This window comes from Nocardia sp. NPDC055321 (assembly GCF_053645575.1).
The window spans coordinates 109,933-129,117 of sequence record NZ_JBSHMS010000021.1; the positions used below are offsets into that span (position 1 = coordinate 109,933).

Genomic DNA, 19,185 nt, shown 5'->3' on the forward strand with positions numbered 1-19,185 from the left:
TCGGGCCGTCTCCGCTCCCCGGCGGGGCGGCCCGAAGCCGTTGTCGCCGGGGCCGGATCGGCGCGGTTCGTACCGTTCGCGGATTTCCCGCAAATCCGGAATGTCTGCGCCCGTTACGTTTTCGCATCCGAATGCATGAATGCGATATAGCTCACTGGCGCAGAAGGTTTGGAAATTCTGAGCCTTTTGCCGCCTTTGTCACGCTGTGCGGCAGCCGATTCGGCCACTTCCCGAGCGTCCGAATCGATCTCGGCGTGCCCCGCACCCGTCCATCATGCGCCCCGGATGCCTCCGGCGCAGACTTCGGCCCCGCCCCCGCGGCGCGGGAACGGGGCCGAAACGGCGAAAACCGGTGTCAGAGAGCGGCGGCGATGCGATCGCCGACCGCGACGGTCGAGGCGGGCGCGGTGCGCGAGGCCAGATCCTTGGCGACCGCGGTCTCGATGCGCGCGGCGGCCTCGGCGTTGCCGAGGTGGTTCAGCAGCAGCGACACCGACAGGATGGCGGCGGTCGGGTCGGCCTTGGACTGACCCGCGATATCGGGGGCGCTGCCGTGCACGGGCTCGAACATGGACGGGTTGGTGCCCGAGGCGTCGATGTTGCCCGAGGCGGCCAGGCCGATGCCGCCGGAGACCGCGGCGGCCAGGTCGGTGATGATGTCGCCGAACAGGTTGTCGGTGACGATCACGTCGAAGCGACCCGGGTCGGTGACCATGTGGATGGTCGCGGCATCGATGTGCTGGTAGGCGGTTTCGATGTCGGGGTACTCGGTCGCGACCTCGGCCACGGTGCGGGTCCACAGCGAACCGGCGAAGGCGAGCACGTTGTTCTTGTGCACCAGGGTCAGGTGCTTGCGCCGCTGACGCGCCTTCTCGAAGGCGTAGCGCACCACGCGCTCGACGCCGAAGCGGGTGTTGGTGGAGACCTCGGTGGCCACCTCGTGCGGGGTGTTCACGCGGATCGCGCCGCCGGTGCCGGTGTACGGGCCCTCGGTGCCCTCGCGCACCACGACGAAGTCGATGTCCGGGTTGCCCGCGAGCGGGCTGGTGACGCCGGAGTACAGCCGCGACGGGCGCAGGTTCACGTGGTGGTCGAGCTCGAAGCGGGTGCGCAGCAGCAGGCCGCGCTCGAGCACGCCGCTCTGCACGGACGGGTCGCCGATGGCGCCGAGCAGGATGGCGTCGTGCTGCTTGAGCTCGGGAATGACGTTGTCCGGCAGGATCTCACCGGTGGCATGGAACCGCTTGGCCCCCAGGTCGTATTCGGTCTTCTCCACACCGGGGACCACGACGTCGAGGACTTTGAGCGCCTCGGCGATGACCTCGGGACCGATTCCGTCGCCCGGGATGACAGCGAGTTTCATGAACAATGCTCCGTTCGGATAAGAGGCCCTGAACACTCTCGGCGCTCACGCGAGGCGTCGGCGGAGAGTCCGCCCGCCACGATAGCGGGTGCCCCGAGCACCCCTGTCACCAGGGCGAACCGCTCCCAACCACTGGGACGGCGCCCGTGCAAGCCCCGGGAATCGGCGTGCGGCCGATCCGCTCACCGCGCGGTACGGTCCGCTCGACCGGTAGCGCGAGGGAAGACGGGCACACATGGGATCACTGGAGAACTCGACGGGCAGCGGCGACAGCAACCTGCACCTCATCGGCTTGCTGCTGCGTGCGCTGGGCATCAGCTTCCACAATTCCGGGGCCTACTAGCGGCCCGACGCACCGCGCCCCTCGCGTCAAGTGACGCGAGGGGCGCGGTGTCGGAGTTGGTGTTCCGGCCGAGGCCGGAACGGCCTAGTCCAGGTTGACCTGGGCGACCTTGGCCGCGCCGACGGCCTCGGCGATGGCGGACTGCACGTCGGCCGGGACATCGGCGTTGACGCGCAGGACGACGGTGGCGCCGTCCTGGTCCAGGTCCTGGGTCAGCTGGGCGGCGAGGATGTCGATGCCCGCGTCGCCGAGCTTGGTGGCCAGGCGGCCGAGCTGGCCCGGCTTGTCCTCGTAGGCGATGACGGCCAGGTTCAGGCCCTCGGCGCGCATGTCGTAGTTGCGGCCGTTGATGTTGACGATCTTCTGCACCTGGGCGGGCTCGGTCAGGGTGCCGGCCACGTTCAGGGTGCGGCCGTCGCCGAACACCGCGCGCAGGTCGACCAGGCTGCGGTGCGAGGGGCTCTCGGTCACGGTGGTGACGGTGGCCTCGATGCCGCGATCCTTGGCCAGCGACGGGGCGTTGACGAAGGTGACCGAATCCTCGATCAGGGCGGAGAACACGCCGCGCAGGGCCGAAAGCTCCAGCACCGCAACATCACTGGCGGCGAGCTCGCCGCGGACCTGCACCTCGAGGCTGACCGGCAGCTCGGAGGCGAGGGCGCCGAGCAGCGCGCCCTGCTTGCGGACGATGTCCAGCCACGGGGCGACGTCCTCAGAGACGGTGCCGCCGGTGACGTTGACCGCACCGGGCACGAACTCACCGGCGAGGGCGAGCTTGACGGACTTGGCGACATCGGTGCCGGCGCGGTCCTGGGCCTCGGAGGTGGAGGCGCCCAGGTGCGGGGTCACCACGACCTGCGGCAGCTCGAAAAGCGGGCTGTCGGTGCAGGGTTCGGTCTCGAACACGTCGAGGCCGGCGGCGCGCACGTGGCCGGACTTGATGGCGTCGGCCAGGGCCTGCTCGTCGATCAGGCCACCGCGGGCGGCGTTGACGATGATCACGCCCGGCTTGGTCTTGGCGATGGAGGCGGCGTTGAGAATGCCCTTGGTCTCCGGGGTCTTGGGCAGGTGCACCGAGATGAAGTCGGCGCGCTCGAGCACCTCGTCCAGGGTCAGCAGTTCGATGCCGAGCTGGGCGGCGCGCGCCGGGGAGGTGTAGGGGTCGTACGCAACGATCTTGGTCTCGAAGGCGGCGAGGCGCTGCGCGAACAGCTGGCCGATGCGGCCGAGGCCGATGACGCCGACGGTCTTGCCGAGGATCTCGACACCGTTGAACTTGCTGCGCTGCCAGGTGTGCTCGCGCAGGGTGGCGTCGGCGGCCGGGATCTGGCGCGCGGCCGAGAGCAGCAGCGTGACGGCGTGCTCGGCGGCGGTGTGGATGTTCGAGGTGGGCGCGTTGACGACCATGACGCCACGCTCGGTCGCGGCGGGCACGTCGACGTTGTCGAGGCCGACGCCGGCGCGGGCGACGATCTTCAGGTTCTTACCGGCCTCGAGGACCTCGGCGTCGACGGTGGTGGCCGAGCGCACGAGCAGCGCGTCGGCATCGACGACGGCCTCGAGTAGTGCGGGGCGGTTCGGGCCGTCGACCCAGCGAACCTCGACACCGTCACCGAGTGCGTCGACGGTCGACTGGGCGAGCTTGTCGGCGATCAGAACTACGGGGCGGCCTGCTTGGCTCACTGTGGGGTACTCCTGCGGGAAAGGGGTCCGGGATTTACGGGCGCAATCTTAATGGTCGAAGATTTGGCTTGCCTTACCGCCCGGTAGGCGGGTGCCGTCAGACCGGTGACATGCCGGTTTTCCCGCTCACCGAAACTATTGTGGTCAATTGTCCAAATACGCTGCGAACTCGCTCGCGCCCCGCTAGGTTGCCCGGCATGTCTCGGACTTCTCGGATTCTCGCGGCCGCCGCCCTGTGCGCCGTCCCCCTCGCCGCCGCGGCTCCCGCGCCCGCCGCGCCCGTGGTGAACAAGGTCGTGGTGATCGGCCTGGACGGCACGCTGTACAGCGAGATCGCCGCCGCCAACGCCCCGAACCTGGACCGGCTGGTCGCCGAGGGCACGCTGGCGCGCACCTCGATCGCCGGCCACACCACCATGTCGTGCGTCTCGTGGGCGACGGCGCTGACCGGGGTCTGGGACACCAAGCACGGCATCGTGGACAACGACGCCTCCTGCAACGCGGCGGCTTTCGCGCCGTATCCGACCGTCTTCACCCGGGTCGAGGCCGCGCAGCCGAGCCTGTCGACCGTCTCGCTCGGCACCTGGGACAAGATCGGCATGATCGCCCGCACCGGAAATCCCAAGGCGGACAAGGTCGGCGTGACCCAGATCGACCCGACCGGCGCGGGCATCTGCGAGACGATCGCCGATTCCAATGCCGCCACCCAGGTCGCGGCCGCGATCACCGCGGACGGCCCGGACCTGACCTTCACGCACCTGGACCAGGTCGACATCGTCGGGCACACCCTGCGCGGGATCTGGCCGCAGTCCTACCGCGACGCCATCGCCCGCGCGGACGCCCTGGTCGGCAAGATCACCCAGGCCGTCGACGCCCGCATGGCCGCGCACTCGAACGAGCGCTGGACCATCCTGGTCACCACCGACCACGGCCACAAGCCCGAAGGCGGACACGGCGGTCAGAGCGCCTACGAGACAGCGAGTTTCGTGATCGCCCGCGGCCCCGGCTTCGCCCCCGGCGCCGAGAACAACGGCTTCACCCTGGCCGATGTCACCCCCACCGTCCTGGACCTGCTCGGTGTCCCGGAGCCCGCCGGCCTCGACGGCGTCTCGATGCTCGCGGGCGGCTCCGGTGACCCCGCGGCCCCCGCCCCCAACACCCCGCCCGTCGATTCCGGCGTGACCGGCTCCTCCTCCGGCTCCGCCCAGGCCGCGATGGTCAACAACCCGCTCTGTGTCCTGGGCAGCGGCTCGGCCGGCGGGTCCTCCGGCAGCGGGCACAAGTAAACAGCCACACAACCGTTTTCGACTCGCGCCGCCGGACGAACAGCCCGGCGGCGTTGTCGTGCGCTATGACGGGTGCACCGGTTCCGGGCAGGGCCGGAACCGGTGCACATCGGCCGTCGGATCAGACGGTGACCTCGTCGGCGGAGAGCATGATCTCCACCACCGCGCCGTAGGCGGCGGCCCACGTCCCGGCGAGCTCCTCGGTCCACTGCTCACCGAGGAAGTGTTCGAGGGTCGCCAGCAGGGACGCGCCGGCCACCGGGTAGTGCGCGGCCACCACGCCGAGCGAGGCGTGGTGGCGGCCCAGCTGCTGCACGAAAGACGGGTCCTCCGCCAGTATTTGGACATTGGTGACGATCCGGCCGAGGCCGGACAGGAAGCGCTCGCGCTGCACCGTCATGTCGTCCGCGAACATGCCGCGCACCTCGGGGTGCGCCGCGAACAGATGATCGTAGAAGTACTCCACGGCTTCGGGGCCGACCGCGCCGACCTGCTGCCAACTCGACTGCAATGCTTCGATATTCATGTGGATTTCCCCCACTTCCCTTTCCTGCGTGTCTGATTCCTTACACGCCACGAACTCGGCAGGGCTGCTACCGAATTCGGGACCTCTGTGTCCGCACGCGATGCCGGGGCGGGAACGCCCCGATCACTCGCGCGGAGGGTGCCCGGTTCCGCCGATCGGCAGGTCGCGCGGATACGCGGACGCCGGAACGATGTCCGGCAGGGCTTCGGACGTGCCCGACAGCGGCAGCAGCGCCAGCTTGTCGACCTCGACCGACAACGTCATGATCATGGCCTGCAACTGATTTCGCAGCAGCCCGGAATAGGACTGCAGCTGCGCGAGGCGCTGATCCTCCTGCTCGGGATCGGTGTACGCGCCGCGCTGCGGTCCGGCCTGCATCACCTGCTGGAGCATCTCGCGCTGCTGCGCGCGGGTGACGCGCATCAGCTCGCGCGCGTGCTCCTCGGCCTGCGCGACGATCGAATCCGCGGAAGCCTGTGCGCGCTTGAGGGTTTCGACGGCCTGATTGCTGATGCCCAGGGCATCCTTGGCCGTCTCCTCCTGCAGCCGCGCGATCTCCCAGTTCGCGTTCGCCAGCTGCCGCTGCAGCTCGGCCACCTCACCGGCGGAGGCCATGGTCTGCATCTGCAGCTGCATCGCCTCGCTCTTGCCCGCCAGCTGCATGTTCTCCCGTTGCAGCCGAGCCAGTTCCGGGGAATTGCTGGTGAGGGTGAGCTGGCGGTTCTCCCGGGCGACCCGGGCCACCGCGATGTGCACGCGCTCGAGGAAGCGATCGACCTCCTCGGCGTCGTAGCCGCGCCGTCCCAGTCGCGCGCCCTTGAACGTGGCGGATCGAATCTCGTCGGGTGTCACATCCATTGATCAACCTTGTCGAAGCTGCGCTCGGCGGCCGGGGCGGCGGTGCCTGCCGCCGGCGCCTGGCCGAATGTCTCGTATCTGATGGCGTGCCTGGGCATTCCGGCGGCGGACAGCGCCGCGACGGTCGCGGCCACCATGGCCGGCGAGCCGCACACCAGCGCGGTACACCCGGTCAGATCGCGGCCGCGCGCGGCCACCGCGCCGACCATCCCCTGCACACCGTGGAATCCGGGGTCCTCCGACACCACCGGGGTGTAGGTGAACCAGGGGTGCTCGGTGAGCGCGGTCAGCGCCTCGTGGTCGTACAGGTCCCAGGTGGTGCGCACGCCGTGGAACAGGTGCACGCGCGGGGTGTATCCGGTGTGCTCGGATTCCTGGTCGATGCGCTCGATGATGGCGCGCATCGGCGCGAGCCCCGAGCCGCCGGCGATCAGCAGCAGGTTGTCCACCGCCTGCGGCGGGAACACGAAGGCGGTGCCGACCGGTGCGCCGAGCCGCACCTGATCCCCCGGCCGGATCGTGCGGGCGAAGGTCGCGCTGACCTCACCGCCGTCGACGACCTGGACATGCAGGTCGAAGGTGCCGTCCGCGCGTGGGGCGTTGGCGGGGGTGAAGTACCGCCACAACCGCGGCCGCTGCGGAATCTCCACCGCCAGTGACTGACCCGCCTCGTAGGGATACTCGTGCAGCGGCCGCACCGTGATGACGGTGACGTCGATGCTGCGGCGTTCGGTGGCCACGATCTCCGCGTCCCACCACGCGGGCGTCCCCGCGGCGCGCTCGGCGGCATCGACCATGATCCCCGCGACGGCCTGATAGGCCTCGGTCCAGGTCTGGGCCAGTTCGGCGGTCCAGCGCGGGCCCAGGAAGTGCGCGAGGGTCGCCAGCAGCGAGGCGCCCGCCGCCGGGTAGTGCGCGGCGACCGCGCCGAAGCGGCGATGGTCGCGGCCCAGCTGGGCGACGAATTCCGAATCGGCGGCGAGGGTTTCGACGTTGCTGACGATGCGGCCCAGCGCCGCGAAGAACTTGGCGCGCTGCGCGGTCATCCGGGTGGGGAACATCTCCCGGACTTCGGGGTGCGCGAGGAACAGGTGTGCGTAGAAGTACTGGGTGGCCTCGTCGCCGGCACGTTCGACGTACCGCCAACTCGCCTGCAGGGCATCGGTGTTCATCCGCGGCGCGAATCCTCGTTCGACAACACACTCCCTTTCGCCTGGACGACCGTCCGATTTGCAGACAACCTAAGGCATGGGATTGGAGCTGTCGAAGCGAGAATTTTGGCAAATCATTCGCAAATCACGGATATGCGACGAAGGCCACAGTTGAGGCGGAATTTCGCACCATCGGCGCAAATTCCGCCAAAGAAAGAGAAAGGCCGACCTCAGAGCTGCGAAACCCGAGGTCGGCCTTTTCTGCTCAGGTCGGCTATTACCCGCCGAAGGAGCCGGTCCACAGGGTGTTCAGAATGCCGTGCAGCGCGGCGGAGCCGGTGCTGAGCAGGCCGTTCAGAGCAGCGGAACCGGTCTCGATGATAACGGGGATCATTTAGTAAAGCCTCTCGAATGGAAAAACAATTGAACTTCCGACGCCCAGCCTATCGACGCCGGATTCGCATCCGTTACGGGGCATTAACGGAGTGTGACATCCGTCCCAGATATTCGACGGCGTGCGCCGGGTCATGTACACGATTCGCCGGCAGCGAATTACGCGCACATCACGGGCAGATAACCCCTGCTCGAGCAGCGAAATCGAATGGACCGCGGCGAGCGCCGGCAACTAGCCTCACCGACCATGACCCTGCGCAACATCCCCGACTCCATGGACCCGGCGGTGGTCGCGACGATCGACGCCGAACTGGCCCGGATCGCGCGCGAACACCGGGTCGACGTGCTGCTCGCCATCGAGAGCGGCAGCCGGGCCTGGGGTTTCCCCTCCCCGGACTCCGACTACGACTGCCGCTTCGTCTACGTCCGCCCGCTCGCGGACTACCTCACCCCGTGGCCGGGACGCGATGTCATCGAGACGCCGCTGGTCGGCCTGCTCGATGTGAACGGCTGGGATCTGGTCAAGGCGCTGCAACTGCTCGTCCGCGGCAACGCCGTACTGATCGAATGGCTGATGTCGCCGATCGTGTATTCGGCCGACATCGCGTTCCGCGACGAATTGCGCGAACTGGCCGACGCGGTGGCCGACCGCGATCAGGTGGCCCGGCACTATCTGCACCTGGGCGCCCGGCAATGGCGGCTGTTCGACACCAACCGCTCGCTGAAGAAGGTGTTCTATTCGCTGCGCCCGGCCATGGCATTGCGCTGGTTGCACGAACACCCGGACCGGACCGTCGCGCCGATGCATCTGCCGACGCTGCTCGCCCAGTGCGAACTGCCCGCCGATCTGGTCGATTCGATCGAGACGCTCACGGAGTTGAAGTCCCGGACCCGCGAGATGGGTGCGGGTGAGGTGCCCGTGCCCATCGCGGATTTCATCACCCGGGAATTCGACCGGGCGGAGGCGGAATTCACCGGCAACGAACCCGCACACCGGGAACGGGCGCGGGCGCTGGCCACCGAGTTCTTCAGGCGCCGCCTCGGCCGATGACCCGGACGACCACGGCCTCGGGGCCGGGCTTGGTGGCGCGCACCTCGAACTCCACCCGCTGTCCCTCGGCCAGCGACCGGAAGCCCCGGCCCTCGACGGCGGTGTACTCGACGAACACGTCGGGTCCACCCTCGTCGGAGGTGAGGAAGCCGAAGCCCTTCTCACTGTCGAACCACTTCACAGTGCCGTGCACCATTACCCCATACCTCTTCGAATGCCCTGGAAAAACCGTGGAATCGGCCACGTCCCCACGCGCGCCTCGACCCCATGGTGTCACGGGCCGGTGTTGTCCCGGAATTCGCCTCAACCCGCCCGGGCCGCCCCCGGCTCGTCCTCCGATCCGCGCATGGCGTAGACCCGGTCCAGGAAGTCGCGGTGCGCGCGCAACGTGGAATCCAGCAGCTCCCGCCACGTCCGCCGATCCACGCGATGGTCGCTGCAGAGCGAGGACAGCGAGGCCGGCCCCAGCCGATCGATGTGATCGACGATGAACGTCAAACGGCGGCGCGGGAATTGGGCTCCGATGCGCGGATTCTCCTCCAGGAAGCGATCGAGTTCGTAGAGGTAGTTGACCGCGCGGTTGTACTCGGTGTCGGTGAGGTGGTAATCCATCCGCTTGATCTCCACGATCCAGAGCTCACCGGAGTCGTGCAGCAGCACGAAATCCGGTTCGCGCTTGGGGCTGCCGACCGCGCTGGTCTGCAGCGAGGCGCCGAATTTCTGTGCGTACCAGCGTTCGAAGCTCGCGCGCACCCGCTGCAGCGACTCGTTCATCCCCAGCGGCGTCCATTCCGGGGCGAGCAGCCACGGCGCGGTCTCGATGAGCTCCTGGAAGGGGCGTTCGAGCGAGCGGCGATCGTCGATGAGCGCGCGCAGCCGGTCCACCACCGCGACCCGCTCACTGGCGATCTGGCCGAGAGAGTAGATCTCGGCAACCCGGGCGCGCTCGAAAAGCGCCACCACCACGTCGAGTTCGGGCTCGGCGTCCTCGGCGATCTCCTTGAGGGTTTCGAGCAGGCTGCGCTGCGGGCCGAGCGAGAGCGCCAGGCGCACCATGTTCTCGATGTGCGCGGGATCGTCGAGCGAGGCGCGGTCCTTGTGCGCCACCAGGATTCGCGCCGCCTCCAGCACCGAGTCGCGGAACACGCGGTCGCCCGGGGCGATCCCGTCCAGCATCTCGCGGATCCGGGAGCGTTCGGCGAACTCCTCCCAGACCCGGCGGCGAATGGATTTCTCACCGAGCCTGCCGATTTCCTTGATGAGCGCCTGTCCCCACTGCGCCAGCGCCTCCCCGCGCGGGGAGTTCCACATGATGTCCTGGCGGTCGGAGCGGACCAGGTCCTCCTCGTCGTCGAGCCAGTCCACGTGGACGGCTCCGACCAGGTAGGAGCGGAGTTTGAACTCGCCGGTGAAGCCGGCGGGAATGCCGAAATCCCGGGTCTGCGCGACGATCTTGCCGCGCGCGTAGATCCGCACGCCCGCCATCGCCTCGTCGCGGTAGGGCTGTTTGGAGTAGGCGATCCAGCCCGAGACCGGCAGGAACTTGTGCCCGAAGCGCACCGGCACCCGGCCGACGTCGACGCGGGTGTCCTCCATGACGTCGATGGGCAGATCGCTGAGGGTGAAGGACTCCGTGCCCGCGCTGTTGCGCACCTGCACGCGCCAGTCCGAGCGTTCGATGCCGAAGCGCGAGGCCAGCTGCCTGCTCAGCTCGGTGCCGCTGTTCACCCGCTTGCGGAAGAAGTTTCGCAGGATGACGGTGGTGCCGCGGGCGCCGGTGAAGGTGCCGTCCAGCGGGCCAGGCTTCGGGTAGTAGTCGCGTTCGGTGTCGGACAGCATGTCGTCCAGATCCAGGATCAGGTGCGCGACCGGCCAGCCCTGCGGCGTGCGGTCGGTCGGGGTCGACCCCGCGCTGATGACCTCGATGGTGCGGCAGATGCCGAACGCGGCGAGCTTGCCGATTCCCTTGCGCCCCATGACCGGTCGCTGCTGTTCGCGCGAGAGATCGGAGCCGGTGCGCTTGCGCCGGTCCGAGCCGACCATCAGATAGTGGGCGTTGATCTCCGACGCGGTCATGCCGTGTCCGTTGTCCGACACCACGATCCGGTACGCGGGTTCGTCCGCGGCGCGGATGGTCCCCGCCAGCGTGACGCCCCACGGCAGCGCGACATCCACCTCGGTGGCGTCGGCGTCGTAGGAGTTGGCGATGAGTTCGGCCAGCACCGCCGACACCCGGTCGTAGAGCCGGATGCCGAGTTTGTCGATCGCCAGCCGGCTGATCCGCATGGTGTACCGGTGGTCTTCGCGATCCAGCGCGGCCGCATGCACCTCGTTGTACATGGTGGGCCCCCAATTGCCCTCACGGCAGCCTTCGTTCGGCTACCCCTGGTATCGATGCAACGCTTCGCGATTAACGAAAGGCTGAACGGTTGCGTACCGGTTCGTCACGGTCGGGTTCCGGATTCACCACGGGGTAGCCGGAGGCAACGGCTAGATCTCGGCTACCGGGATCGGGCGGAGCGAGGGCGTCCGTGCGGTCGCGATCGGGGTGTCGGGCGGTCCATCGCGCCTCGGGAGATCCGGTGACAGGACTGTCCGAGACGGGAAGAATGCGTGGGGCGCGGCACGGTGCCGCGGGCGGTCGAGGTGAGAGGTGTACGGGTGAATCCGATTTCGCGGAGTCTGGCGGCATTGTCCGAACGTCTGACCACCCCGGAACCGGCCGCGCCAACCCTGGCCGAGACCATCGCGGCCCGGCGGCGGTTCTTCGGGAACGCGGCGGTGGATCCGGAAACCGGTGCGGTGAGCCCGGATCGGGTGCTGGTGTCCTGGTTCGGCTGCGCGAGTTTCGCCATCTCGCTGGGCGGCACGGTCTTTCTGCTCGACGCCTGGGTGCCGCGCGGCGCGACCTCGGGCTACGTGCCGACGACCGTCGCCGAGGTGGCGGCCCTGCGCCCGGCTGCTATCTTCATCGGCCACGGGCATTTCGACCACGCCGCCGACGCCGGGCCCATCGCGCGGGCGAGCGGGGCCGTGGTGCACGGGACCGCCGAACACTGCGCGACCGTGCGGGGGCAGGTCGCCGACCCCCGATTCGACTGTGTGGAACTGGGTTCCGCCGAATCCTCGTACGGCGATCGCTACGACTTCGAGCTCGTGCCGGGCATCGCGGTGACCGCGGTCCGGCACGTGCACTCAGCGCGCACCGCCCGCGACGAGAGCCCCGCGGCCTCGGATCCGGTGCGCCCCAAGCCGTGTCCGTGCGATATCCGCGAGTACCCGCCCGCCCTGGCCGATGCCGCCCATCTGGCGCGCAATATCGCCGCGCCCGAGGGCGGGGTGCTGCTCTACCAGTTCCGGACCGATCGCTTCACCCTGACCTGGCACGACTCCTCGGGCCCGCTGCTGGACAAGGCCCCCGAGGTCCTGGACGTGCTGCGCGCGCTGCCGGCCTCGGATGTGCACATCGGCGCGGTCCAGGGGTTCAACCAGTTCACCAATGGGCTGCGAGATCCGCGGAGCTATATCGAGGCGCTGCGGCCGAAGGTGTTCGTGCCCAACCATCATGACAACTGGCTGCCGGTGTTCACCGCGCGCGGGGAGGCTTTCCGGGGGCCGCTGGAGACGGAGTTGGCGCGGATACCCAAGCCGGTGCGGCCTCGGGCGCGCATGCTGCTCGACCGGGACGACTATCTCGCACCGGGCGTGCTGGAGTTCCCGCTGGAGTGAGCGGGCGTCCGCGAATCAGAAGCGGAGCAGCATGGTGACGCTGGTGCTCCCGCCCGGATTCGGATGCGTGAGCCCCGGCAGCTCGACGAAGCCCAGCCGCTCGTAGAGTCGCTTGGCCGGATTCTCTTCCCGCACACTGAGACTCACCTGCTTGAACGCGACCCGCGCGTCGGCCAGCAGCCGTTCCATGAGCAGGGTGCCCACGCCGGTGCCGCGTGCCCCCGGCGCGACTCCGATGGCCAGCTCCGGTGTGTCGTCGTCGATGTATCCGTAGGCGGCGTTGTCAGCGGTGAACAGCCGCAGCCACGCGGCGCCGAGCAGCTCCCCGTCCCGCTCGGCGATGACGCCGAGATCCCCCGGCACACCCCAGTTCTCGACGTAGTGCGCGAGCGCCGGGATGGCGCGCAGCTCGTCCGGCGACGTTCGCCCCTGGTCCGCCGAGTAGGACGCTTCGAAGAGCATGGACCACAGGTGATTCTCGTCGGCGGGCAGGGCCGGACGAACGATGACGCTGGACACGGGTGGGAACTATACGGTTCGGGAGAATTCGGGCGCGCGGGGTTTTACGCCGGGCGCACGAGGCGCGCGGTCGATCGAGGTCGGGTACACGGCGGTCTGCGGATATCGAGTGTCGCGCGCCGCGGCATCCGCGACGACCGGTCCCGCATCACACGGCGTCGAGACAGGCAGCGTGGTCTGCCCGAGCAGCCCCGGCCCGGGCGCGGGCACATTCAGTGGACGCACGAGTCGCGGCGCCGACCCGGTGCGGATACCGAGTACGAGTCGTAAGCCCCGACGTCTGCGGCGATCACCCCACGCGGCTGCCGAACTGGCAGCACGCTTCACGCGAGCAGCCCCGGCCCCGGAGCCGGCACGACGTCCCGCGCGGTGAGTTCGGCTCGGCAGTGGTCGCATTCGAGCCGGACGTGCGCCTGCCCCTCACAGTCCCGGTGCCCGTACAGCATCGGCGGCCCGTCCGGCGCGGCGTGCTCGTCACCCCAGTCCTTGAACGCCAACAGGATCGGGTACACGTCGAACCCCTTGGCCGTGAGCCGATACTCCTCGTGCGCACCGGTTTCCGCCGGCTGCTTACTCAGGATCCCGTGCTCGACCAGCCGGTCCAGCCGGTCCAGCAACCGCCCCTTGGAGATCCCCAGGTACCCCTGGAACCCGTTGAACCGCCGCACCCCCGCGAACGCCGCCTTGAGGATGAGCAGCGTCCACCGGTCCCCGAACACCACGAGCGCCCGGGTGATCGAACAGGGCTCCTCGGCCAGCTCCTCGTACCGCATCTTCCCAATCCTAGCCGAGTGGTCTTAATATGAGACCACATCTCACCGGTCTCGAAATGAGACCACACCCGGAGGGGGACGCATGCCCAACCACCCAGCCACCGCCGAGGCCGACCTGCTCGCCGAAGAACCGGCGCCCCAGCTGCCCGGCACTCCGCCCACCGCACCCGATCGCCCCGAGACCGTTTCCGCCGCCGTGGCGACGAACAATCTCCGCACGAGCGCCCGCGCGCAGCCGTCGGATCCGTACCTGGTTCTGCGCTCCCTGCTGGACGACCGCCACACCTGCCGGGCCTTCCGCCCCGACCCGGTGCCCCGCGAGACGATCACCCAGATCCTGACCACGGCCCAACGGTCCCCCTCCGGCTGCAACGCCCAGCCCTGGCAGGTGATCGTGACCGAGCCGCCCGCGACAGCCCGCCTCCGCGAGTCCCTGCTCGCCCACATCAACGGCGCGACCCCGGCCACCGACATCCCCTTCCCGACGTATCACGGCGTCTACCGCGACCGCCGCCGCGAGTGCGCCGCCGCCCTCTACGAGTCCGTGGACGTCCCCCGCGGCGACCACGCGGGCACGATGCGCCAGTTGGTCCGCAATTTCGAGTTCTTCGACGCACCCCACGTGGCGTTGATAACGACCGATGCGGCCCAAGGCTCCTACGGCGTCCTGGACTGCGGCCTCTACCTGAGCTCGTTCCTCCTGGCAGCCCAAAGCCTGGGCGTATCAACAGCACCCCAAGCGGCGCCGGCGACCTACTCCCCGTTCCTCCACGAGTACTTCGCGATCCCCGAGGACCGGCAGATAGTCGCCGGGGTCTCGTTCGGTTACGGCGATCCGGACCACCCGGCGAACGGGTTCCGCACGTCCCGTGCTGATGTGGCCGACGTGGTGGAGTGGCACGCGAATTAGCCACCGCGTCAAAGCCGTACCTCTGATCAGTGGGCGGCTACGGCATGCGGGCCGGCGACCGCGTCATATCCCAGTCGCTTGCGCTTCGGGTCGGCGCACAAGGCCGTGTCCACGGTCGGCCACGGTGCTTCGCGAAGGCGACCTCCGACCCGAGTGTGCACAACGGCGGCCTGTCCACAGCCGACCCGTTGTCCAAGGTCACGCCGCCGCGATGTCACCGCCGATCTGTCACCGTCAATTCCGTGATCACGACTCGCGCCGAACTCCGCGCCGAAGGCGTTTCCGCCGACGCGATAGCAACCCGCTGCCGCCGCGGCACGTACACCCGCCTGCTCCCGGGCGTCTACCGCCGCGGCCCCGCCACTCCCCTGGACCGCTGCCGCGCGGTATCCGCGTGGCTTCCACCCGCCGTCCTCAGCCACCGCACCGCCGCCTGGCTCCGAGGAATGCTCCCCGAGCCCCCATATCTCGAAGCAACAGTCCCGAAGTCGGTCTACCGAAAGCCCCCACCCTGGCTGCGCCTCCACCGCCGCGATATCCCCATCGACCAGGTGTCGACGACGTTCGATCTCCCCACGACGTCCCCCGCCCTCACCCTCCTCGACTGCGCGGCAACCCTCCCACCCCACGAGGCCGCCGCCTTGGTAGACACCGAGTTGGGCCGCACGGTCTCCCCCGCCGATGCCCTTGCCCTCAGCCGATCAACTTTGACCGGCACAAGGGCGCTCCGGAAACAGCTCCGCGACGCGGCGATCCACCACGCGTCGGAACCGGAACGCCTCTTCGCCCGGTCCCTGAAGGCCAGAGGCCTCCGCCTCCTGGCGAATCACCCAGTGGGCCCGTACATCTGCGACTTCGTAGACGAACGCTCCCGCACGATCATCGAGATAGACGGCCGCGAGTTCCACAGCGCGCCGCCGGTGTTCCGCCAGGATCGCCGCCGCCAGAACTGGTTAGTGCTGGAAGGGTGGATGGTGTTGCGCTATGCCGCGGTTGACGTGTTCACGGCTCTGGATGAGTGCGCAGATCAAGCAGCGGCGGTAGTTCGCCGGCGAAGGCGGGCCCGCCGGTAGCCGAATTTTCGTGCACAATGACTCACCGTTAGGCGGTTAACAGCCTTCTTGCACCGATAGTGCACGATAATTCGACCCACCCAGGCCAGGCACACTTCCGAAGGCCACACCCGAAGGCCTGTGTCCGGCCAAGGGCAGCTGATGGCTATGACTGAAACTCCCGCCCTGCCACTCCGCGGATAAAGTCTTCCCACACGTCAACCGGAAACGCCAACCCAGGCTGACATGGGGCTTTGGAATCCCTGACGGCGACAATGTTCCCGACGAACGCCACTTCGACACAATCGGCTTTGTCCCCGGAGTAGCTGCTCTTGAACCATCGAGCCCCGGATAGATCAGCGATCACGTCGCGAACTCCTTCATCGCCTGCCGCAGCAGAATCCGGCTCGCGGACTCGTCCAGAGACTCGCGCCGGAGTGCATCGAGAACCTGATAGTAGCGCTGCACATCTGCGTCGCTCTCCAGATACATGCACCCCGTGAAGGACTCCAGATAGACCACGGGAGGACCCGTCGGCAAGCCGTGCACATCGTGATCGAACTCCAGGATCGCGAACTGCCCCACCGGATCTCCCACCGGCGCACCGGCGCTGAACGGCAGCACCCGCACACGAACGTTCGACAGCTTCCCGATCTCCGCCAGGTGCCGCAGCTGCGCCGCCATCACTTGTCGCCCACCTACAGCACTTCGCAGGACAGCTTCGTGCAGAAGAACTTCCAACTGCAACGGGTGGTGTCGTCGGGTGATGATCGCTTGTCGCTTGTTTCGCAACTCCGCCCGACGCCCATGCTCCGAAGAAGTCTCCGTGGGCTTCGCGGCACGAATCAATGTTCGAGCGTATTCAGCGGTCTGAAGTAGGCCCGGAACCAAAGCCGGTTGATAGGTGGTCACCGTCCGAGCCGCGGCTTCCAACCCGACGTACACATCGAAGTCCCCTGGCATCAAGCTTCCGTACTCGTACCACCAACTCTTCTCGGTCGACTGCTGAAACAGCATCACCATGGCCGCCGTCGTTTCCTCCGGCATCTCAAGCGCGTCGCAAATGGCTTGTAGATCGCGCACTTTCAATCGGGTCGCGACACCACGCTCCAGTCTTTGCAGCACCGACGAACTGACGTCGGCGAGCATCGCGACCTTCTCCTGCGACAACGCGAGGGCGGAGCGCGCCTCCCTCAGATAGCGCCCCAACTGCCGGCGCGGCAGGGTCGATCCAACGTCCTCCATGGCTGCTCCCCTGAGATCGACGGCCGCCCGTACTGGGTGACGCGATGGCCCGAACCGAGTCTCGTCCTGCACCTCTCGTTCGGTTGAACTGGGATACCCAGTTCAGGCTACCCACTTCCACACGCGGTGATGTGCTTTCGACATCAGTCACCACCGGAAGGAGCCGGACGATGTTCAACCACTTGGAGATCGGCGCGTGGGTCCAAATCACCAAGGCTTGCCCGATCCGCGTGACGGTCGACGAAGGGAACGAGGTCGCCACCGTGATCTTCGGCAGCCCGCCCCGCGAGTTCGAAATCTCGCTCGACCCAACGGCTCTCGCCGCGTTGGTGCACCACTGCACCAACGCGCTGCACCGGCTCGAGGCGCAGTCCGGTCGGATGACCGAGGACAACGCGCTGTGAGCCTTGACGGGGCCCCTTGATTCGGCCCGGACCGAAATCATGGGGTCGGGTCAGCACGATCTGGACGTCTTCGCGGGCAGACTGGCGCGGCGTGCTCTGACCCCGAACAAGAAAGCGATTTCGGTGCCGACAGCAAGGACGTCGTGGCGATGAAGCCGTCAAGTCCAAATACGTGGTGTAGCTGGGGTGGTCACCGCGTGATCCGAGGTGCGGGGACCCCTGTTCGTCGGTGGGGGCCTGGCCGCGGGAGCGGGCCAGGACATCGAGTCCGCGGTAGCGACGCCCTCCGATCTATCGTCGTGTTATTCGGCCAACACCGCCCCGATCAGGCGGATGATCGAGCCGCGGTCGGGGAGAATCCCGACCACGTCGGCGCGTCGGCGGATCTCCTTGTTCGACCGTTCCTGGGGTTGTTCGACCAGATCTGACGCCAGATCTGCTTCGGGAAGCCGGTGAACGCGAGCCGTCCGGCGCCGTCTTCGCCGGACGTGACTTGAGGGCTGAGGATTTCGCGGTAGCCGTCGGTGTTGACACCGGTGGCGATCAGGGTGGACGTTGACCACGCGCCCGTTCTCACGGACTCTCAACACGAGAGCGTCGGCGGCGACGAATGCGTCTTGATCGACCAGGCGGGTGCGGAATTGGGTGTCGAGGTCGCAGGCGATCATCGACACCTGAGACTTCGAGAGACTGGTGGCACTGAGGGATTCGACGAGTTTCTCCATGCGCCGGGTCGAGACGCCGAGAAGATAGCAGGTCGCGACCACGCCGGTGAGGCGCGTTCGGCGCGTTTGCGGCGCTTGAGGAGCCAGTCGGGGAAGTAACTGCCTTGTCGGAGTTTGGGGATCGCGACGTCGATGGTGCCGACGCGGGTGTCGAAGTCCAGTGGTTCGTCCGGTCCTGTGAAGCGTTCGCCGTAGCCGGCACCGCATACGGTGTCGGCCTCGGGGCGCTCATCAGGGTGTGAATGAAGGTGGACAGCAGCTCCTGCAGCCGGTCAGGGCTGGCAACGGCCAGTTGCTCGGACAGCGCAGCGCCGGGGTCTATACGCTGAATATCCGGTCATCGCGTGGTCCATTCCTCCTTCAGTGACTTTGGTCGGTCTCTTGAAGAATCACGCGGTGACCACCCTCATATCCGAGGATCGACCTGATCGGCCGAGCTGGGAGCTGCTACACCACTCTGCTGGACGCAACCGCGAACAAGACTGGCACACCACAGACTGGTGCCCCCTCGAACCGCACTTCGCCGGATTAGTGCGCACATGAAGCATGCCGAGAACGAGCCCGATACTCCTACACGTCTCACCTTCGGATGGAAAGCGGTTCTCTGCCGAATCCGAGGAGAAAGCGCGACGTACTCCCTCTCCTTGGGCGATTATTCCAATGCGCCAGCGATACACACACCAGCCGACACTGCACTGGCGCAGTCGCAGCAGAGCGGGTTATCGACGATCCCGACCGAATGAAGAGACGACCAAAATAGTAGCCCCCAAATTAGAGCGAATCCTGAAACTTTGCGGTATTCGAAGAGCGACCGCAGCCACGCAGAACAAGCACCGATCGATCCGGATAATACACTCAAGAAATAGCTACCCAGACCTTTCCACGTATGCTCGACCTTCCCATCGGCGGCGTTATCAGAAACCGCAGACACTTTCCGGCAAATCGTTCTCCTATGCCTTGACACAGACCACCCTTATCGGAGCTTCTGTCGACAAACCGGAGCCGTCAACATGGACGGAGAGCACATTAGTCCCGGAGCACGGAAATGGGAAGTCGATTCGAAAAATGAAAGACTCGAAATGAAAGCCTCAGGATTCACTATTCATGATTCAAACGCCGCCCGCAATGAAGCCACATACCGTATGATCGCGCGCGCATCCGCGAACCTCTCGCG

At 67.4% G+C, this 19,185-nt stretch carries 17 protein-coding genes and 1 pseudogene; 6 read left to right on the plus strand and 12 right to left on the minus strand.

Annotated elements, in window-relative coordinates; genetic code table 11:
• Positions 1-355 precede the first annotated feature (355 nt).
• Both ACWIGI_RS30390 and serA read right to left on the minus strand, forming a co-directional pair.
• Positions 356-1,363, minus strand: coding sequence for a 3-isopropylmalate dehydrogenase (locus tag ACWIGI_RS30390; RefSeq protein WP_454206085.1), 1,008 nt, complete (start codon positions 1,361-1,363; stop codon positions 356-358).
• Between the two features lie 427 nt (positions 1,364-1,790).
• Positions 1,791-3,389 (minus strand): phosphoglycerate dehydrogenase, encoded by a 1,599-nt coding sequence (gene serA, locus ACWIGI_RS30395; RefSeq protein ID WP_454206087.1) that lies wholly within the window; start codon positions 3,387-3,389, stop codon positions 1,791-1,793.
• A gap of 197 nt (positions 3,390-3,586) precedes the next feature.
• Here serA and ACWIGI_RS30400 point away from each other — a divergent pair, with 197 nt between their 5' ends.
• The gene (locus ACWIGI_RS30400; protein WP_454206088.1) at positions 3,587-4,675 is read left to right on the plus strand and encodes an alkaline phosphatase family protein; all 1,089 of its coding nucleotides are present in this window, start codon (positions 3,587-3,589) and stop codon (positions 4,673-4,675) included.
• A 121-nt stretch (positions 4,676-4,796) separates the two neighbouring features.
• Here the strand turns inward: ACWIGI_RS30400 and ACWIGI_RS30405 are convergent, their stop codons facing one another.
• The 3 genes from ACWIGI_RS30405 to ACWIGI_RS30415 form a co-directional block, all read right to left on the minus strand.
• Entirely contained in the window at positions 4,797-5,201 is a 405-nt protein-coding gene (locus ACWIGI_RS30405) for a globin domain-containing protein (RefSeq protein ID WP_454206090.1), read from the minus strand.
• A 123-nt stretch (positions 5,202-5,324) separates the two neighbouring features.
• The gene (locus ACWIGI_RS30410; protein WP_454206092.1) at positions 5,325-6,059 is read right to left on the minus strand and encodes a DivIVA domain-containing protein; all 735 of its coding nucleotides are present in this window, start codon (positions 6,057-6,059) and stop codon (positions 5,325-5,327) included.
• Complete coding sequence (locus ACWIGI_RS30415) at positions 6,050-7,231, minus strand: globin domain-containing protein (RefSeq protein WP_454206094.1); 1,182 nt, start codon at positions 7,229-7,231, stop codon at positions 6,050-6,052. Before ACWIGI_RS30415 ends, ACWIGI_RS30410 begins: the two co-directional genes overlap by 10 nt.
• Before the next feature lie 619 nt (positions 7,232-7,850).
• On the opposite strand from ACWIGI_RS30415, the gene ACWIGI_RS30420 reads away from it, so the two are divergent.
• Positions 7,851-8,654: a nucleotidyltransferase domain-containing protein gene (locus tag ACWIGI_RS30420; protein ID WP_454206096.1), complete on the plus strand. Its 804-nt coding sequence runs from the start codon at positions 7,851-7,853 to the stop codon at positions 8,652-8,654.
• Here ACWIGI_RS30420 and ACWIGI_RS30425 read toward each other — a convergent pair.
• Both ACWIGI_RS30425 and ACWIGI_RS30430 read right to left on the minus strand, forming a co-directional pair.
• Positions 8,632-8,850: a cold-shock protein gene (locus tag ACWIGI_RS30425; RefSeq protein WP_454206098.1), complete on the minus strand. Its 219-nt coding sequence runs from the start codon at positions 8,848-8,850 to the stop codon at positions 8,632-8,634. The genes ACWIGI_RS30420 and ACWIGI_RS30425 overlap by 23 nt on opposite strands.
• A gap of 107 nt (positions 8,851-8,957) precedes the next feature.
• Complete coding sequence (locus ACWIGI_RS30430; RefSeq protein WP_454206100.1) at positions 8,958-10,994, minus strand: ATP-binding protein; 2,037 nt, start codon at positions 10,992-10,994, stop codon at positions 8,958-8,960.
• A gap of 351 nt (positions 10,995-11,345) precedes the next feature.
• Between ACWIGI_RS30430 and ACWIGI_RS30435 the strand changes: the two genes are divergently transcribed.
• Positions 11,346-12,383 carry an MBL fold metallo-hydrolase gene (locus ACWIGI_RS30435; RefSeq protein WP_454206102.1) on the plus strand — a complete coding sequence of 346 codons (1,038 nt, stop codon included), beginning with the start codon at positions 11,346-11,348 and terminating at the stop codon, positions 12,381-12,383.
• Between the two features lie 15 nt (positions 12,384-12,398).
• Here ACWIGI_RS30435 and ACWIGI_RS30440 read toward each other — a convergent pair whose 3' ends face one another.
• Positions 12,399-12,902 carry an N-acetyltransferase family protein gene (locus ACWIGI_RS30440; RefSeq protein WP_454206104.1) on the minus strand — a complete coding sequence of 168 codons (504 nt, stop codon included), beginning with the start codon at positions 12,900-12,902 and terminating at the stop codon, positions 12,399-12,401.
• A 323-nt stretch (positions 12,903-13,225) separates the two neighbouring features.
• Entirely contained in the window at positions 13,226-13,675 is a 450-nt protein-coding gene (locus tag ACWIGI_RS30445; RefSeq protein WP_454206105.1) for a winged helix-turn-helix transcriptional regulator, read from the minus strand.
• An 82-nt stretch (positions 13,676-13,757) separates the two neighbouring features.
• On the opposite strand from ACWIGI_RS30445, the gene ACWIGI_RS30450 reads away from it, so the two are divergent.
• Together ACWIGI_RS30450 and ACWIGI_RS30455 are read left to right on the plus strand one after the other, a co-directional pair.
• A complete protein-coding gene (locus tag ACWIGI_RS30450) occupies positions 13,758-14,585 on the plus strand; it encodes a nitroreductase (RefSeq protein WP_454206107.1) in 828 nt (275 codons plus the stop codon).
• Between the two features lie 242 nt (positions 14,586-14,827).
• On the plus strand, positions 14,828-15,658 hold the full coding sequence (locus ACWIGI_RS30455) for a DUF559 domain-containing protein (protein WP_454206109.1): 831 nt from the start codon (positions 14,828-14,830) through the stop codon (positions 15,656-15,658).
• A 145-nt stretch (positions 15,659-15,803) separates the two neighbouring features.
• Here the strand turns inward: ACWIGI_RS30455 and ACWIGI_RS30460 are convergent, their stop codons facing one another.
• Together ACWIGI_RS30460 and ACWIGI_RS30465 are read right to left on the minus strand one after the other, a co-directional pair.
• Entirely contained in the window at positions 15,804-16,004 is a 201-nt protein-coding gene (locus ACWIGI_RS30460; RefSeq protein WP_454206111.1) for a DUF397 domain-containing protein, read from the minus strand.
• Positions 16,001-16,882 carry a helix-turn-helix domain-containing protein gene (locus ACWIGI_RS30465; RefSeq protein WP_454206112.1) on the minus strand — a complete coding sequence of 294 codons (882 nt, stop codon included), beginning with the start codon at positions 16,880-16,882 and terminating at the stop codon, positions 16,001-16,003. Before ACWIGI_RS30465 ends, ACWIGI_RS30460 begins: the two co-directional genes overlap by 4 nt.
• 170 nt (positions 16,883-17,052) lie before the next feature.
• Between ACWIGI_RS30465 and ACWIGI_RS30470 the strand changes: the two genes are divergently transcribed.
• Complete coding sequence (locus ACWIGI_RS30470; protein WP_454206124.1) at positions 17,053-17,286, plus strand: hypothetical protein; 234 nt, start codon at positions 17,053-17,055, stop codon at positions 17,284-17,286.
• Positions 17,287-17,529: 243 nt separating this feature from the next.
• Here the strand turns inward: ACWIGI_RS30470 and ACWIGI_RS30475 are convergent.
• Positions 17,530-18,342, minus strand: a pseudogene (locus tag ACWIGI_RS30475) (transposase); the annotation flags it as partial.
• Positions 18,343-19,185 lie beyond the last annotated feature (843 nt).